At 40.5% G+C, this 16,142-nt stretch carries 21 protein-coding genes and 2 pseudogenes; 11 read left to right on the forward strand and 12 right to left on the reverse strand.

Translation table 11 applies throughout. The features are described 5' to 3' along the window. The first annotated feature begins 97 nt into the window (after window positions 1-97). Window positions 98-1,159 carry an NB-ARC domain-containing protein gene (locus tag H6G96_RS05940; protein ID WP_242063181.1) on the forward strand — a complete coding sequence of 354 codons (1,062 nt, stop codon included), beginning with the start codon at window positions 98-100 and terminating at the stop codon, window positions 1,157-1,159. Between the two features lie 454 nt (window positions 1,160-1,613). Here H6G96_RS05940 and H6G96_RS05945 read toward each other — a convergent pair whose 3' ends face one another. From H6G96_RS05945 to H6G96_RS05955, 3 genes are read right to left on the reverse strand one after another with little or no spacing between them, the layout of a single operon-like run. Beyond that, complete coding sequence (locus H6G96_RS05945) at window positions 1,614-1,964, reverse strand: DUF5615 family PIN-like protein (protein WP_190910579.1); 351 nt, start codon at window positions 1,962-1,964, stop codon at window positions 1,614-1,616. A gap of 2 nt (window positions 1,965-1,966) precedes the next feature. Then, the gene (locus H6G96_RS05950) at window positions 1,967-2,197 is read right to left on the reverse strand and encodes a DUF433 domain-containing protein (protein WP_190910580.1); all 231 of its coding nucleotides are present in this window, start codon (window positions 2,195-2,197) and stop codon (window positions 1,967-1,969) included. Window positions 2,198-2,251: 54 nt separating this feature from the next. Further along, on the reverse strand, window positions 2,252-2,407 hold the full coding sequence (locus H6G96_RS05955) for a hypothetical protein (protein WP_190910581.1): 156 nt from the start codon (window positions 2,405-2,407) through the stop codon (window positions 2,252-2,254). 203 nt (window positions 2,408-2,610) lie between these two features. Here H6G96_RS05955 and H6G96_RS05960 point away from each other — a divergent pair. Both H6G96_RS05960 and H6G96_RS05965 read left to right on the forward strand, forming a co-directional pair. Continuing rightward, a pseudogene (locus H6G96_RS05960) lies at window positions 2,611-2,913 on the forward strand (type II toxin-antitoxin system RelE/ParE family toxin); the annotation flags it as partial. Then, complete coding sequence (locus H6G96_RS05965; RefSeq protein ID WP_190910582.1) at window positions 2,910-3,215, forward strand: helix-turn-helix transcriptional regulator; 306 nt, start codon at window positions 2,910-2,912, stop codon at window positions 3,213-3,215. The pseudogene H6G96_RS05960 and the gene H6G96_RS05965, both read left to right, overlap by 4 nt. Here H6G96_RS05965 and H6G96_RS05970 read toward each other — a convergent pair. Further along, complete coding sequence (locus H6G96_RS05970; RefSeq protein ID WP_206757663.1) at window positions 3,196-3,351, reverse strand: hypothetical protein; 156 nt, start codon at window positions 3,349-3,351, stop codon at window positions 3,196-3,198. The two genes, H6G96_RS05965 and H6G96_RS05970, sit on opposite strands and share 20 nt — an antisense overlap. Window positions 3,352-3,777: 426 nt before the next feature. On the opposite strand from H6G96_RS05970, the gene H6G96_RS05975 reads away from it, so the two are divergent. Further along, entirely contained in the window at window positions 3,778-4,191 is a 414-nt protein-coding gene (locus tag H6G96_RS05975; protein WP_190910584.1) for a hypothetical protein, read from the forward strand. A gap of 109 nt (window positions 4,192-4,300) precedes the next feature. Here the strand turns inward: H6G96_RS05975 and H6G96_RS05980 are convergent, their stop codons facing one another. Together H6G96_RS05980 and H6G96_RS05985 are read right to left on the reverse strand one after the other, a co-directional pair. After that, entirely contained in the window at window positions 4,301-4,528 is a 228-nt protein-coding gene (locus tag H6G96_RS05980) for a type II toxin-antitoxin system HicB family antitoxin (protein WP_190910585.1), read from the reverse strand. A 38-nt stretch (window positions 4,529-4,566) separates the two neighbouring features. Continuing rightward, window positions 4,567-4,746 carry a hypothetical protein gene (locus H6G96_RS05985; protein WP_190910586.1) on the reverse strand — a complete coding sequence of 60 codons (180 nt, stop codon included), beginning with the start codon at window positions 4,744-4,746 and terminating at the stop codon, window positions 4,567-4,569. On the opposite strand from H6G96_RS05985, the gene H6G96_RS05990 reads away from it, so the two are divergent. Then, window positions 4,740-5,162 (forward strand): putative toxin-antitoxin system toxin component, PIN family, encoded by a 423-nt coding sequence (locus H6G96_RS05990; RefSeq protein ID WP_190910587.1) that lies wholly within the window; start codon window positions 4,740-4,742, stop codon window positions 5,160-5,162. The two genes, H6G96_RS05985 and H6G96_RS05990, sit on opposite strands and share 7 nt — an antisense overlap. 6 nt (window positions 5,163-5,168) lie before the next feature. Next, window positions 5,169-5,387: a toxin-antitoxin system HicB family antitoxin gene (locus H6G96_RS05995; protein ID WP_100897403.1), complete on the forward strand. Its 219-nt coding sequence runs from the start codon at window positions 5,169-5,171 to the stop codon at window positions 5,385-5,387. 142 nt (window positions 5,388-5,529) lie between these two features. On the opposite strand, the gene H6G96_RS42290 is transcribed toward H6G96_RS05995, so the two are convergent. Further along, a complete protein-coding gene (locus H6G96_RS42290) occupies window positions 5,530-5,658 on the reverse strand; it encodes a hypothetical protein (protein ID WP_277932896.1) in 129 nt (42 codons plus the stop codon). A gap of 232 nt (window positions 5,659-5,890) precedes the next feature. Here H6G96_RS42290 and acs point away from each other — a divergent pair, with 232 nt between their 5' ends. The 5 genes and pseudogenes from acs to H6G96_RS06025 all read left to right on the forward strand — a co-directional run bounded on the left by acs (window position 5,891) and on the right by H6G96_RS06025 (window position 10,718). Further along, window positions 5,891-7,864 carry an acetate--CoA ligase gene (gene acs, locus H6G96_RS06005; RefSeq protein WP_190910588.1) on the forward strand — a complete coding sequence of 658 codons (1,974 nt, stop codon included), beginning with the start codon at window positions 5,891-5,893 and terminating at the stop codon, window positions 7,862-7,864. 414 nt (window positions 7,865-8,278) lie between these two features. Beyond that, window positions 8,279-8,632 (forward strand): DUF4365 domain-containing protein, encoded by a 354-nt coding sequence (locus H6G96_RS41150; protein WP_347242189.1) that lies wholly within the window; start codon window positions 8,279-8,281, stop codon window positions 8,630-8,632. 172 nt (window positions 8,633-8,804) lie between these two features. Beyond that, window positions 8,805-9,485 (forward strand): tetratricopeptide repeat protein, encoded by a 681-nt coding sequence (locus tag H6G96_RS06015; RefSeq protein WP_190910589.1) that lies wholly within the window; start codon window positions 8,805-8,807, stop codon window positions 9,483-9,485. Window positions 9,486-9,764: 279 nt separating this feature from the next. Then, a pseudogene (locus H6G96_RS06020) lies at window positions 9,765-10,337 on the forward strand (Uma2 family endonuclease). A gap of 120 nt (window positions 10,338-10,457) precedes the next feature. Then, the gene (locus H6G96_RS06025; RefSeq protein ID WP_190910590.1) at window positions 10,458-10,718 is read left to right on the forward strand and encodes a MoaD/ThiS family protein; all 261 of its coding nucleotides are present in this window, start codon (window positions 10,458-10,460) and stop codon (window positions 10,716-10,718) included. 976 nt (window positions 10,719-11,694) lie between these two features. On the opposite strand, the gene H6G96_RS06030 is transcribed toward H6G96_RS06025, so the two are convergent. The 5 genes from H6G96_RS06030 to H6G96_RS06050 all read right to left on the reverse strand — a co-directional run bounded on the left by H6G96_RS06030 (window position 11,695) and on the right by H6G96_RS06050 (window position 16,136). Beyond that, window positions 11,695-12,543, reverse strand: a complete 849-nt coding sequence (locus H6G96_RS06030) for a lysophospholipid acyltransferase family protein (RefSeq protein WP_190910591.1) — start codon at window positions 12,541-12,543, stop codon at window positions 11,695-11,697. A 159-nt stretch (window positions 12,544-12,702) separates the two neighbouring features. Further along, window positions 12,703-13,248 carry a GNAT family protein gene (locus tag H6G96_RS06035; protein WP_190910592.1) on the reverse strand — a complete coding sequence of 182 codons (546 nt, stop codon included), beginning with the start codon at window positions 13,246-13,248 and terminating at the stop codon, window positions 12,703-12,705. 162 nt (window positions 13,249-13,410) lie between these two features. After that, complete coding sequence (locus H6G96_RS06040) at window positions 13,411-14,109, reverse strand: glutathione binding-like protein (protein WP_190910593.1); 699 nt, start codon at window positions 14,107-14,109, stop codon at window positions 13,411-13,413. 366 nt (window positions 14,110-14,475) lie between these two features. Then, window positions 14,476-14,751 carry a hypothetical protein gene (locus tag H6G96_RS06045; RefSeq protein WP_190910594.1) on the reverse strand — a complete coding sequence of 92 codons (276 nt, stop codon included), beginning with the start codon at window positions 14,749-14,751 and terminating at the stop codon, window positions 14,476-14,478. Window positions 14,752-15,365: 614 nt separating this feature from the next. After that, window positions 15,366-16,136: a class I SAM-dependent methyltransferase gene (locus H6G96_RS06050; protein ID WP_190910595.1), complete on the reverse strand. Its 771-nt coding sequence runs from the start codon at window positions 16,134-16,136 to the stop codon at window positions 15,366-15,368. Between the last annotated feature and the right edge of the window lie 6 nt (window positions 16,137-16,142).

Consider the following 16,142-nt stretch of genomic DNA (forward strand, 5'->3'; position numbering starts at 1 on the left):
TGTCAAGCTTGAATAGTTGTGGAACAACTATCTTCTTCTATTGGACTGTGATAATTTTCTCGATAGAGATGCATCTACTCGGTTTTAGGTGACGTTGATGAAACAACCAAGCAAACGCAGACGGGGTGTAATCCTTACCCTTCAAGGCTGGGAGAAATTTCGAGATGCCAAAACTCAAGTCGAATTTGACGAGAATGCTGGAGATAGCTTTTCTTTAGAAGAACTGAGCGATCGCACTCATTTAGCTCTACACACTATATCTAGAATTTTGGCACGCTTGGAACCTGTAGATAAAAGTTCCTTGCAGTTTGCCTTCGCGGCCTTTAATTTAGAGTTGTGTAAAGAAGATTATACCCGACCTAGCCCCCCATCTGGCGATTTAGAAATCCGACGCACAAATCCACAGTATGACTGGCAAGAAGCCCCGGATGTATCTGTGTTTTTTGGTCGCAGTGAAGAATTATTGCAGCTACGACAGTGGATATTAGAAGAACGATGTCGTTTAGTTGGACTGCTGGGAATTGGTGGTATTGGCAAAAGCACTTTAGCGGTGAAGTTGGGGCAGCAAATTCAAAGCGAATTTGAGGTAATGGTGTGGCGAAGCCTACTAAATGCACCACCAGTAGAGGAGCAATTAACCAATATACTGCAATTTTTGCTGTGGGCGTTGCGAAAGGAGATGGTAGTACCCGAAAGCTTTGATGGCAAACTATCAAAGTTAATGGAATGTTTGCAATCAAACCGATGTCTGCTGATTTTAGACAATGTTGAGACAATTCTCTCTGGTGGCCAAGCAGGGCAATGTCGTCCTGGTTACGAGGGATATGGTCAATTACTGAAGCGCCTTGGCGAAGTACCTCATATTAGTTGCGTTCTGTTCACTTCTAGAGAAAAACCCAGAGAAATTATACCGTTAGAAGGAGACAGAACAGAAGTGCGATCGCTCCCATTAAAGGGATTAAATTCTACCGAGGGACAACAGTTATTCCAGCAAAAAGGGCAATTCACGGGTACAGAACGAGAATGGCAAGAACTTATTGAGCATTATGCTGGTAATCCCTTAGCGCTCAAGATGGTAGCAGCCGGAACCCAAGAGCTTTTCAATGGTAAAATTGCCCCTGTTTTGGAGTATGTCAAACAAGGGATACTACTCGCATAAAAATTTGTTGGGAAAGTGCGATGTAGCTTTTACATATCCCAGTTCGTTTACTTTCCCTTACTGACACAAGGCAACTTTAGCAAGTTATTTTCAACTTAAGCGTTTCAGAAACAAACGAGAGCGATCGCTCGTAGTAAAGTAGCAGATGCACTCGCCTACATCACCCCGTCATCAGAAATGCGATCGCCTACATTAACCCCATAAGCACAAGTGCGATCGCCTTTATAAAAGTATGAATATTGCAGGTGTAACTAGGTTAATAGCAGCGCAGCGATCGGTACTCTTGGCTTTGGTGGCTGTGGAAGGTATTGTGTAGATTGTATTATTGAAGATATAGCGTTTGCAGATTGTACTCAGTTTTAAACCTATTTCTTTGGCATAGTCATAGCTGATGAGGATCGCCTACTACCCCTTGTGTTTTTTATTATATTTAAAAATATTATTAACAATCTTTTCAGAGGACTCGCATTCGGATACGCTCGTCTTCAACCACACTGAAATGTCCTGCCCAGTCAGGGCGAGATGCTATGGCAGTCGCCACTTTTTGAGCAACAACTATACCGGAAGGTGCTTTAATCCGAAATAAGATAATCCCACAAGTTGCAGGCAAATGTGAACGGAAGGCGAGTTCACCAAAGTCTTTATCAAAGGTGAGGAGAATGCGCTCGTCAAGTTGAGCGCGGTTTAAAACTTCGGCATCAGCAATCCCAGGAGCATCAGTGCGAATCCATGTAACATCGTGACCTCCGCAGCGAAGTGCTTCTATGGCATCTCCTGGGAAATTTTCGTTGGCTAGAAAGCGCATAATTACCCAGGAAAAGCGTAAACTTTTTCAGCTTTAAGGCTGGCACTAGCATAGCCTAAACAAGCTTGAATATCTTCGAGGGTAATACCAGGGTAGTTGCGGAGAATTTCGTCATTTGTCCAGCCTTGAGCTAGAAGGTCAATGATAAACTCAACAGAAAGACGAGTACCTTTAATAATTGGTTTGCCGACAAGGACGTTAGAATCTATAACAATTCGGGATTGCAAATCCATAAAATTAAGTTTAGTGTGTTGTTTTTATTTTATTCTCTTTGCCTCAACAAACCTCTACTTGCTCAAATAACTACAATTTGGATTAGAGCGATCGCTCACATCAACCCCATTATCAGAAGTGCGTAGGCGTAGCCCTTCGGCTGCGCTCAGGAACCACCCGTCGTAGACATCACCAACATCAACCCCATCATCAAAACTGCGATCGCTCATTGGACACAGTTGCTCAAAGTGCGTAGGTGTAGCCCGTCGTAGACATCGCCAAGTTTAAGAATATTCTTTCTTTGCTTGCCTCTGCACAGATATGGTCCTAATATGAGTTAAAGGTGATATTTCCGTTAAATTATGTGTAAGTAATAATGGCCTGGGAGGTAGAATTTACAAACGAGTTTGAAATGTAGTGGGTTGAGTTAGACGACAACACCCAAGTTGCGATCGATGCAGTAGTGCGACTACTTGAGGCGCGGGGGCCAGAACTTCCTTTTCCCTACAGTTCAAAAATAAACGCGTCACGTCATTCCCACATGAGAGAGTTGAGGGTGCAGCACAGAGGAGAACCGTACCGAATACTCTATGCCTTTGATCCAAGGAGAGTGGCCATTCTTCTTATTGGAGGAAACAAGGGAGGAGACGATCGCTGGTACGAGGAGAATGTGACAAAAGCAGATACGTTGTATGAGGAACATTTAGAGGAATTAAAAACAGAAGGGTTCCTATGAAGACCAAGCCATTTAATGAACTTCGCAAAAAAATGACTCCTGAACAACAAGTAGAAAGTAAGATGCAAGCAAACCTTGCATTGCTCAAATTGACACTTTCTGAACTTCGAGAGTCTCTTGGACATACTCAAAGCGATATTGCGAAAAATATGGGAGTGGTACAATCGGCGCTTTCAAAAATTGAGCATCAGGAAGATATTCAAATATCTACGCTCTCTCGATACATTAAATCTCTTGGCGGAAGTCTGACAATCATAGCGCGTTTTCCCGATCAAGAGGTTGTTATTTCTCAGTTTGATTGATATTCGACTGGTATCGTCGCCACATTAACGCCATCATCAAAAATGTGATCGCCGAATAGCCCATTGTAGACATCGCCCACATCCACTGCATCATCACAAGTGCGATCGCACTGCCAACTGCGCTCAATTTTTTCATACCCGCAAGGGTAATAAATTCAAAACTTCTCATAACGCAATTTGCGTTCTCAAACTGGGGTTTGAGTTCTCATTTGAGTATATTTAGTACGCAAAAGCTAATATTGAGTTCTCAAACTGGGGTTTGAGTTCTCATTTGAGTATATTTAGTAGGCAAAAGCTAATATTGAGTTCTTAAACTGGGGTTTGAGTTCTCATTTAAGTATATTTAGTACGCAAAAGCTACTATTGAGTTCTCAAACTGGGGTTTGAGTTCTTTTTTGCGTAATTTACTGATTTATTAGCGATTTACAGTGTAATAAAATCTAATAGAGATTTGCAGGAATTTCCTCAGGCTGATCGATACGGAAGTTTTTTAAAGTAAAGAAGCTTAAATCAGTGAATTTGAAAACTGATAACCAAATAACCGCATTAAAAGGTACATTTTATGGCTAGACTAAAAAGAACTTCCCAAGTGCTAGAAAAAGCAGCACGTCGTGCAGCCAGTATCACTTCAATTGATCCAAACTTAGATGTGAGTAATGGACTCACTTTATTTGCCTACTCAAGCCTAATTGAGACAATGCGAAATAAAGAAAATACTTACAACACTGCGCTTTCTAACCTAGATAAGATATACCGTGAAATGTTGGAAACAGAGCAGCAGTTAGCAGACATGACAGAACACATACTCATGGGTATTGGGGCTAAATATGGCAAAAGCAGTGTAGAGTATGGTATGGCGGGAGGAGTTCCTAAAAACCAACGCCGCAAGGGATTGCGAGGTGAATCGCCAATTGTTAGTAATGAGCCACCGTCAATGATTGTTGGTGTGAATAGCAATGGCAAAGTAAAAGCATAGCGTGTGTTACGGCTTTAGCCTAACGCACCATCTTATGAGTCGGTGCATTAGGCTTATTTGACGCAGTTAGTCGCCAGAAGTGCGTAGGCATAGCCGATTGTAGACATCGCTAATTTGACACAGGTTCAAAAGTTACCATTAGAGAAGGTTTATCTACTAAGCCAAATTGAGTTGGCTCTTCGTCTTCTAAATGCAAAGCGACTGCTTCACGAAGGTTATGAACAACTTCATCCAGAGTCTCTCCCTGAGTTACTACAGAAACTTCTAGACATTCTGCTACGTATCCCTGCTGTTCACCTCGATGAATTACTGCTCTAATATTCTGCTTTAACTCCATAAGTCATCTTAAAATTCCAAGAAGTCTATTAAGTTAAGTTATCCTTTTATGCTACACCATTCACTATGAATAATTCGTATCCGCAACCAATCAGAGCGTAGACGTAGCCCGTTGTAGACATCGCCCACATTCACCCCATCATCAAAATTGCGATCGCTTTTAAGTCTTTTGGCTAAAACGTTTTTGATAGCGTATATGCTACCATGTTTACATGGCAATTAAAATTGTAGTTGATACCAGCGTTCTTATTAGTGCGCTGATTAGCTCTAAAGGTTCTAGTAGAGAACTAATTCGACGCTGTTTAAAAGGAGAGTATCAGCCTTTGATGGGAAATGCTTTGTTTTTGGAGTATGAGTCAGTCATTCATCGTTCAGAAATTATCGCCAAATGCCTTTTAACTACTGAAGAAATTTCTGCTTTACTTGCATCATTTATGAGCGTAAGTCAATGGTTTTATATTTATTATTTATGGCGACCTAATTTAAAAGACGAAGCTGATAATCACTTAATTGAATTAGCAGTTGCCGGAAATGCTCAAATCATTGCCACTTACAATGTCAAAGATTTCCAAAATGCTGAATTGTTATTTCCTAACTTATCAATATTAAAACCTGAAGAAATTATTAGGAGTTAAACAAAAATGGCAACTTTAACGATTCGTTTACCAGACGATAAGCATAATAGATTGAAAGAACTTGCTCAAGCCAAAGGCATCAGTGTCAATAAATTGATTGAAGAACTTTCTACCATAGCTCTAGCAGAATTTGATGCCCATACAAGATTTAAAGCAATGGCTGCAACTGGCAACCCAGAAGAAGGCTTAAGAATACTGGCTAAACTTGATGCTCTGACAGAATAGAGCTTGTCAACCTAATCAGCACATCGTAAAATCCAGATAGCCGCATTAATGGTGTGAACGTTATAAATTTAACCAAACCTTCAGAAATTTTACCAAGCCTGAAATAACGACGGAAGTCGTTTCTAATTCGCAATAAATCTTCCTATTCAAAGTCTGTCAATGGTTCTAAATTTAAGAAGTCTGTGAATGAACCATCTGAAAGTTCTTCTAGTTTGAGAAAGCGATGAACATCGTTGAGAGATAAGCTGCTAGCTTCAACAGTGAGCGTCATAATTTCAGGCGTTGTTTGTCCAGACTACTTATATTTTGCAACATTCGCAATAGATAGGCTGCAATGTAACGTCTTTACATTTCTTGAGCGCTTGTTTTTAGTAGATAAAAATGGATGTAAACTGAATAACTCGGCAATTTCTACCTAGCTTAACGAAAATCTAAACACTGTCTAGCACAACTGAGCTAAGAATAGTTTTTAGTAATAATAGCGATCGCATTCATAACTAACCATGTCTCAACCAACTATAGAATCAATCCTACAAGAGAATCGCCTCTTCCATCCTGGCTCGGAATTCTCGCAGAATGCCCATATCAAAAGCCTGGAAGACTATCAGCGCCTCTATGACAAAGCCAAAGCTGATCCGCAGCAATTTTGGGCAGATTTGGCTGAAACAGAATTAGAATGGTTCCAAAAATGGGACACCGTGCTAGATTGGCAACCACCTTTTGCTCAGTGGTTCGTTGGCGGTAAGATGAATATTTCTTACAACTGCCTTGACAGACATCTCACTACCTGGCGCAAAAATAAAGCAGCATTGATTTGGGAAGGAGAACCAGGTGATTCGCGTACCCTAACTTATGCCCAATTGCACCGGGAAGTTTGCCAGTTTGCTAATGTGTTAAAGCAACTGGGCGTAAAAAAAGGCGATCGCGTTGGTATATATATGCCAATGATTCCTGAAGCTGCGATCGCTATGTTAGCCTGTGCCCGAATTGGCGCACCCCACAGTGTAGTGTTTGGTGGTTTTAGTGCCGAAGCTTTGCGCGATCGCTTAATTGATACCACAGCTAAACTGGTAATCACGGCTGATGGTGGTTGGCGCAAAGGTGCGATCGTTCCTCTCAAGGAACAGGTAGATAAAGCCTTAGCCGATGGTGCTGTTCCCAGTGTCGAAAATATCGTAGTTGTCAAGCGCACTGGGCAAGAAACTTATATGCAATTGGGTGGACGCGATCATTGGTGGCATGATTTGCAAAAAGGAGTATCAGCAGATTGTCCCGCCGAACCGATGGACAGCGAGGATATGCTGTTTATTCTCTACACTTCTGGCAGCACGGGCAAACCGAAGGGCGTGGTGCATACAACTGCTGGCTATAATTTGTATACCCATATCACCACCAAGTGGATATTCGACCTGCAAGACACAGATGTATACTGGTGTACCGCCGATGTGGGCTGGATTACGGGACATAGTTACATAGTCTACGGCCCCCTTTCTAACGGTGCAACAACCGTGATGTATGAAGGTGCGCCTCGTGCTTCTAATCCTGGTTGTTTCTGGGATGTAATTGAAAAATACGGCGTTAATATTTTTTATACTGCACCTACGGCAATTCGGGCATTTATTAAGATGGGCGAACAACATCCCAATGCGCGAAACTTGTCTTCATTGCGTTTGTTGGGAACCGTTGGCGAACCGATTAACCCAGAAGCTTGGATGTGGTATCAGAAAGTAATTGGTGGCGATCGCTGTCCAATTGTTGATACTTGGTGGCAAACGGAAACTGGCGGTATCATGATTACACCGCTACCAGGAGCAATCCCCACTAAGCCGGGTTCGGCAACTCTTCCCTTCCCTGGAATTATTGCAGATATCGTAGATTTAGAAGGAAACACCGTACCCAATAACGAAGGCGGTTATCTAGCAGTGCGACATCCTTGGCCAGGAATGATGCGGACAGTCTACGGCGATCCAGAACGCTTCCGCCGCACCTACTGGGAACACATTCCGCCCCAAGATGGTAACTACACTTACTTTGCAGGTGATGGCGCGAGGCAAGATGAAGACGGTTACTTTTGGGTAATGGGTCGGGTGGATGACGTACTGAATGTATCAGGACACCGACTTGGTACAATGGAAGTAGAATCTGCTTTAGTTTCTCACCCAGCCGTTGCAGAAGCGGCGGTAGTTGGTAAACCTGATGAACTCAAAGGTGAAGAAGTAGTTGCTTTTGTGACTTTAGAAGGCACTTATCAGGGAAGTGAGGAACTGAGTAAAGAACTTAAGCAGCACGTTGTCAAAGAAATTGGTGCGATCGCTCGTCCGGGAGAAATTCGCTTTACAGACTCTTTGCCAAAAACGCGATCGGGTAAGATTATGCGGCGCTTATTGCGGAATCTAGCCGCCGGACAAGAGGTATCTGGTGACACTTCCACATTAGAAGATAGAAGCGTCTTAGATAAATTGCGGGAAGGCGCGTAAGTAATGCAAATTTCCCAAAATAGGAGTCTGTTAACGACAAACTAACACAAAGCAATTCTTAATACTGTAGGGTAGGCAAAACAGCCTGCCCTTAGCTAAACAGGCTCAATTAAAATAGGTCTATAAATGAAAGATGCACTAGGGCAAAGAGGCGAAGCAATTTTTACAGTATTAATGACGGAATTTCACTCTCATGCTGGCCCTATTTTCAGGAAGTTGATGATTTTTGGAGTAGATACCATACTAATCAATTAGTTTCCAAATTTGCCGATCAAGACTGGAGATAAAACAATGAAAACCACAGCACCTTGGTCTATTGGAAGACGAGCAGAATCTCTTGCCGTTGTTTACTTAACTCGTCGTGATGACTTGATTATTTCTCAGCCAATACCAAATCAATGATTAGACTTTTTAATCACAATTACCACAGATGGAGTTTATACTGGAAGGCTTTTTGGTATTGAAGTAAAAGCAACAGATTCTACATCTAATTTAAAGAAGCATAATGATATTTTAAAGCTAGACAAAAATAGGTTGAGTAGACTAGAAAAATTTAAAGATTTACCATTCTCCGTTTGTCTATTTTTCTTTATTTTAGAAAACGATCAAGGTTATTATAAATGGATTTTAGAACCTAAAATAGATGGAGAAAAGCAAGTTAAATTGCACTTTAAGGAAGATGATGAATTGAAAAAGCTTGATGACAAAGAAATAGCTGATATTATTTCAAGTATAAATAGTTGGTATGACCATAGAAGTAATACATAAGTATGCATATACAAATTTATTCTTACAAAATGAATAGGCGCGATCGCCCGTACCTAAAATTTTAATTACACCGTGCAGTTAGCGTATTGACAAACTTTTTAGTGCATTGCAGACTTACTAATGCATCCTCACATTATTATAAGAATAGAACATTATTGAGGCATTCAGGGCGATGAAAGTAAAGCGCAAACTGAAATCAGCAGTTGTTCAATTTATTAGCGGCATGACGCTGAGTATTATCACTGTAATGGGGATATCACCATTAGTGTTAGCGGTTCCTACTAAAGTTTCTTTGGATTCGTCTGAACAGTATCCACAGAGACAACCACAAAAACTAGCACAGTTTTCAGACACAGGTTCATCACAGCGATCGCAGATGCTGCAACAAGCCAATGCTTTATTTAATCAGGGAGACTTAGCAGGTGCAGAGGACAATTTACGTAAATTCATTAAACAATTCCCAGAAGACGCTTTCGGACACTTTCAACTAGGAAATGTGCTTTTTCGTCAAAAGAAACCAGAAGAAGCAATTAGCTCTTATCAAGAAGCCATTCGCATCCAGCCAAAATACGCTCTAGCTTACAATGCGATGGGTATGGTTTATGCAAGCCAAAGTCGCTGGGAAGAAGCCATTAGTGAATATAAAAAAGCTCTAGAAATTAATCCTAATTATGGCGAGGGACTGACTAATTTTGCGCTGGCATTGTGGCAAACGAATAAAAAAGACGAGGCGCTATCTTCTTTAGAAAAAGCTTTAAATATCTTCAAAGAACAGAATAGAGGTGAAAAAGTTAACCAAGTCGAACGAATTTTGCGAGAAATAAAAACTGCTGATGATCCTAGTGTTTCATGAAAATCAGCAGGTAAACCAATGCTGTAAGATATCGTAACAGGTAGGGTGTGTTGCTAAAATTTAACGTACCCTACATTGTTACTTACTTCTTTTAAAAAATAATTTTTCGCATATTCTCAACTAGCTTTGCTGTGTAATGATGTCAGACGAGTCCATTTTTTTATCTAGATTAATTTTATATAACGTATTATATTTGTAATATAAAAGAAGTGACAACTTTCTGTAGTATACAAAATCATAATTTACAATAAAAGTCATATAAACTCCCGGTTAAAGCCTATGACTTCCCTATCGGCATTAACTTTACCTGACCACACCCAGTTACCAGACTCAGATGGTACATTCGTGTTCGCGAAGCGTGCCGGAGGCAAAAATCTTCAGGAGCATCTGCAAAGCATTTTAATTACAAATTCAATTAAACCTGTTTTAGAGCAACTTCATCCTGATAGTCAATATTGTATTGGACAAGATTCTGGTATCTACTGGCGATTGACAAATCCTCCTGAGAAAGGGGCTGAAGCACCAGACTGGTTTTATGTACCTAATGTACCACCGACCCTTGACGGTAAACCTAGTAGATAATACTTATCAACTGATGAAACCCAATGAACGAGGACATTACCCAATCGCTCCTATGGGGGTAGAGCTAGGAATCCGGCAAGGATTTTATCAGAATGCAAAGTTACCTTACCTTGGTTGCGCTGGTGGGATGCACAAGGAAATTTACTGCTAACAGGGGAGGAACGGGCTGTCATTGAGCGACAAAAATGGGAGAGAATTATAGAGAAATTGCGTACTCTCTCTCTTGAACAACTCAACGCTTTAGGAATTGACCCAGAAATGTTGGATTAAGAAACATTTTTTCGTTATGAACTTATGAAATTATGTACTTAGTAATGTACAATTAAGCCCAAGAGTTCAGGGTGCTTGTCAAGTATTAAACTACTTGCTGGTACTGCCAAAGCATGTTATATGTCTAAATCTGCAATCACCGTTACCGTCAAATTGTTCGCTGCTTATCAAGAAGCCTTTAGGGTTTCGGAACTGGTGCTGGAATTTCCTAATAATATACCAGTCAAAACAGTATGCGATCGCCTCATAGCTGAACACCCCGAACTCTCCCAATGGCGTGACATCACCCGGTTTGGGATTAATTTGATATTTGTCGAACCAGATACCCTATTACAAGACGGAGATGAAGTCGTGCTGATTCCACCAGTTAGCGGTGGGTAGCAAAACAGTTAGGAGTTAGGGGTTAAAGATTCAAAACTTCTAACTCATAACTACTGATTCCTCACTTTTATTTCACCCTGGCACAAAAACAAAATCGTAAAAATCTTTGGTTAAATTGGCTAAAACTGGACTCTACGTGATATTTACCGCCACAGGTCCATTGATGTTAGCACCACACACAGTATGATAGCGCTGTATCGTTAGCAGCATAAAAACGTCCGCGACGCTTGTATTTCAGCAATGACTGTGTAAATCACACTAATTATGCAGGCATGATATGAGTTGTGATTTAGCTGGTTAGTCTATACCAACAGGGAAAAAATCATTTATTTAGCCTTTAATACATACTAAATAATAGCGCTCATAATGCAGAATACGATGCTAGTAATTTGCGAATCTTTTTGAATGTATGTTTAAAGCTACGACTGCCAGCAATACAGTGGAATACCAAGAGCAATACCAAGGAGCAGCAAACATAAATAATATTAAAGTAGCCCATCCTATATTTACACTTAGATTAGTTTCAGAATATTTTTTTACAATATGGTTTTACTAGAATAATCAAAGAAGAAACTACAAATATAGAAAAGATTATAGTTTTAAATATTGTGTATATAGTCTGTTGGAAACTTAGAGAAAAGTTTAGAATTTTCAAATCGTTATACTGTTTTAAATATCTCGTGTGTAAGGATTTAAAACTGCTATTAATTGTCAACTAACAGCCAGGAAAACAAAAACTTTTCCTTTAAAGAGCGTCAGCTTTTCAACCAATATACTACACATCTCGATTTATAATAAAAGTATTGCTTTATACATTATTTTTAAAATAATTGCTAGTAGTATAGTTTAATTAGTTGAAAAATGCAGTCAATAATTTTTGCGCTTGTCACCGTTGGCTAGGTAATTTTTGTGCTGTCCTTACTCCTCTGGGATCAAACTGCTTAGAAATTGGATGTGCCAATTTTACTCAATAGCTTTAGGACCTAGCAGCTAGTTTTACTAAGTGATCTAACTCTTGCTGCATCAGGCTAACAACTAATTCATAACATTCATTGACATAGTGGCGATCGCTGGCTGCTTCAGGGCCGTAACGTTCAAATACAATTGCTGGACAAACCCGTGTGTACATGGGCACAGGTAATGGAATGTTAGGCAACGGGCCAATTGCTAATCCCCAAGGCAGTCCAAGATAGATCGGAAAAACTTCTGGATCAATTCCAAGCAGCCAAGGCATTCCCCATTCGTGTAGTTGCTGCACAATTTTGTAGTAGTCAGCCAGTACAATCAACGTATCGTGAGCGCCCCAGGAAATCACAGGCACAATCGGCACATTTTCCCGTAATGCTAACTTGATAAATCCTTGCCGCCCCGCAAGGTAGATTTTATTACTTAAATAATGCGGTCGAAAGACATCTTCGGCTCCACCTGGATAAACTAGCACACTAGCCCCAGAGCGCAACGCAGTGTAAGCCATTTTCGGATGAGCCATGATTGCTCCAGCTTTGGCGACTAGTTGTGCTAGTGGTTGGCTAACCTGCCAAACCTTGGGATGCATCAAACCATAAACTGGTTGCTCTACACCAAATCGTCGGAACCAGTCGTACATCATCATTGTCATATCGGGAGCCGCGAGTCCCCCATTATGCGAACCGACAAATAGGACTTTTTTTTGGGGTGGAATATTATCCCAGCCACTAGTTTGAACTCGGAAATAGTAGTGATAGAAAAAACCCAACAAGGGCATCAGAGCTTCTATGAACTTTGGATCTCGCTCATCCAAAGACCAACCGGATTTTTTGTTTATAAAATGTTGCTTTTTTAACATCGATGCATTCTAACAGGATTGGTAGCTTTTTCTGTGACACACTCCCATTAAACCAATTTCACCCAGCTGCCTCCAGCTGCCTGACTAACTATTTAACTGAGCGACTGTAAATCAGCCCACCAAATCCAAAACCACTGCTAACCTGCCCACACAATTCTCCTACTTGTTAAGCACAAATTGCTCCAGATCGTGAAACTGCCCTTTGAAGAAGCCATACTGTTTCAGTAAACCCTGACTCTGAAAACCTAACTTTTCTAACAACTTTTTAGAAGCTATGTTGTCCAGCATGACTTGGGCAACAACGAAACGCAAACCCATTTTCTTAAACCCAAATTGCAAGATAGTATCCACGGACTCAGTTATGATACCTTGTCTCCAAAAAGTACTGGCAAGCTCATAACCGACCTCAGCAGAATTCTCTTGTGGGTTCCACGTAAACCCACAAGAACCAATCAAAACGTTGTCTTGCTTACGAGCAATTCCCCAGCGAATTCCTTCTCCTTGCTCAAACCGCTTGGCTCTACGTCCAACAACAGCGATGGCTTCTTCAATTGAAGTGAAAGTATCAAGATCATGAAACTGAGTCACGGCTGGATCGGAGAATATAGCAAAGATAGCCTCAGCATCCTGCAAAGTTGTCTCACGAAGAAGGAGCCTTTCTGTTTTTAATTCAGGAAAGGAAGATAGTGAGAAATCGTTGCTCATAATTGCTCCTTTAGAGCTTACTTAGCGATCGCCACAATAATAATATGTATGGCGGTTCTCATTTACGTGAGGTACACCCGTAAGGACACAGCACTGCCGTGTCCCTACACATTGCGTTGTATTACATCTGAATGGGAAGCGCTATAAGACAATTTAAAAAGCTCAAGGTTGAATAGTTTTCGCCGATTGGTTAAATAACAAGTCTCGTGACTGATCTGGATCAAGCGCTTGAGTTTTCAATGCTTCTGCTTTCTCATAGGCACGAGTTGTTGCCGGACGAGCTTTAATTGTCTCAAACCACCGCTTGACGTGAGGAAAATCCTCTAGATTCTGACTTTGGCGCTCATAGCCCAGAATCCAGGGATAAGCAGCAATATCAGCGATGGAATAATCGCCAGCTACAAATTCTCTATCTGCAAGTTGCTTATTCAGCACTGCATATAAGCGTCCCGTCTCATTCACGTAGCGGTTAATGGCATATTCAATCTTTTCGGGAGCGTAGGTGCTAAAGTGATGATTTTGTCCCGCCATTGGTCCCAACCCGGACATTTGCCAGAATAACCATTCTAAAACTTGAGTGCGATTACGTAAATCTTGGGGAATCAATTTCCCGGTTTTTTCTGCTAAATATAGCAAGATTGCCCCAGACTCAAATATCGAAATCGGTGCGCCTCCATCTGCTGGTTCGTGGTCAATGATCGCAGGGATGCGATTGTTAGGAGAAATCTTTAAAAATTCCGGTTTAAATTGATCTCCAGCCCCAATATTCACAGGAATTATGGTATATTGCAAACCGACTTCTTCTAAGAAAATCGTAATTTTATGACCGTTTGGGGTTGTCCAATAATAAAGATCAATCATGGTTATTTTCCTCAAATTGTGCGATAGTTTTTTAAGTCAATGGTGCGGACACCTCTTTCGCATTTCTCACCAAATCTGAAAATAAAGGGGTCAATAACTGCGAAAATCGTATATATAACAAGAATTTTAGCACTTTATACCTAAAAGTATTGCCCTAGAGGTAAGATGGAAAATCGCTTTCAGGAATGGAGCTAAAGCGCCATACTGAACTATTGTGTGTAATCCAAAAATGCATGAGTCATTTTTGAAGTGTAGTAAGCAAAAAGCTCTGCCTTTAGTTGTTTCAAAGAGGCAGAGCTTAAGTAAGTGCATTTCTTGGCTAGAGTTGAGAAATGAGGTAGATTAAGTTGTTTAAGTTTTGTTAGTCTAATTTCCGTCTATTTGGTTTTTTCCCACAATTCCAGTTGCTTCTAAAGCTAGCTCACCTGCTGTGTAGAGTCCAAGTGCTGTCATGCCTCCGGTCTGAGTCACTGCATTGCCTGCATTATTCAAAGTTTTTACTGTGGCACGCTCAACTGTTTTTGTAACTTTCTTCCACCAACTTTTACCTCCTGTTATTTGTTCGCAGCATTCATCTGATAAGTCTTCAAATAATTCTTCTTGGTTTTCAACTATCAGGTTTTTGTTTTTGTTTATAGACATGATGAATTCTTCTCCAGAATAAATAAGTTACGAAAATTTACTTTTTAGTTTTTGAGCAAGAAAATAATATTATTTATTGCTCTAACTATTAATTAGATTAATCAAGAAGAATGTATATGCACAGACTTGACAATCCAGATTTGAAAAGATAGCAAGCCCTGTGACAATTTCTTTGCTCTTTTTTCAGTATTTATTATGAGCATTTTTCTTGTTTAATCTTAGTAAGTAAATATATGGAATTTAATCCGTTATATAGCCTTAATTACTATAATTATCAAGCTTTTTAATATATAATATTTTTGATATTTTGATATATAAATAATATTTATAAAATAATCATAAATTATTTATAGCCTTGCAGGACTTGTTTAAAGTTATCAATAAACATTCCTGAGTTGTTTCTACCTATTTTCCCTGAAATTGATTTTCTGAGCAGGTATCAATTGTATGAAAGGTTAAACTGGCGTAGCTGCTGTGGCTTGCAAACAAGACATTAGTTTTCGTTTTCGCATGTCTGTGGGTGGCGCGATCGCGTGGGGTGAGAAATCCCTCTGCGAACAATCGCCTTAATTAGTCTTGGCTTAATATTTTGCTTTGTCCGTTATCAGAAACCTTCATCTTTGCGGTGATTTGGCGATCGCTGCCCATACTCTGTGGTGAACCTGAAGAATTGGTGTAGGATATTTTGCTTCGAGTAATGTCGCCAATTCCTGGTCAAACACTTCTACCTTTTCTAGCGTCAAACTGGCTCCTACACCAGCACTAGCCCGAATTCGACCCCGCCAAGCTTCGTGTGTATAAGGTACAAATACATCATAAGAAAATGTGCGGATTTCTCGGAATCCTCCTTCGCCAATGTCTTGTAACCACAGGGGGTACAATCCATTACCACCACCCAGATTCCACGCTGGATTATGAGCCTTGATTAGTTGTTCTGTTGCTTCAACTACATTACCTTTTAAGGGTATCCAATCAAAATGAGCGATCGCAATCAAGCCATTTCTTTTCAATATGCGAGTAATTTCTTGGACAGCACGAGGACGATCAAACCAATGCCAACACTGTCCGGCAGTGACTACATCAGCACTTGCGTCTGGTAACTCGGTATTCTCAGCAGTTGCAACTCGATAATCTACTTTGATTTGGGCAGGTTCGCTTAACTGTCTCGCTTGTTCTAAAAGTGATACTGATGGGTCTATGCCAATTACATAAGCACCTCTATCTGCAAAGCCCCGCGCTAATGTTCCTGTTCCTGTACCAAGGTCAACAATGTACTGCCCTGGTAAACCTATACCATATTCAGACAGTTTGTTAAATAATGAACTGGGAAAGCCAGCGCGGTGTTTTGCATAATCAACAGCAGTTGCACCAAAATCAATTTTCATATGTTC

This window comes from Nostoc sp. FACHB-892 (assembly GCF_014698795.1).
GTDB lineage: Bacteria > Cyanobacteriota > Cyanobacteriia > Cyanobacteriales > Nostocaceae > Nostoc.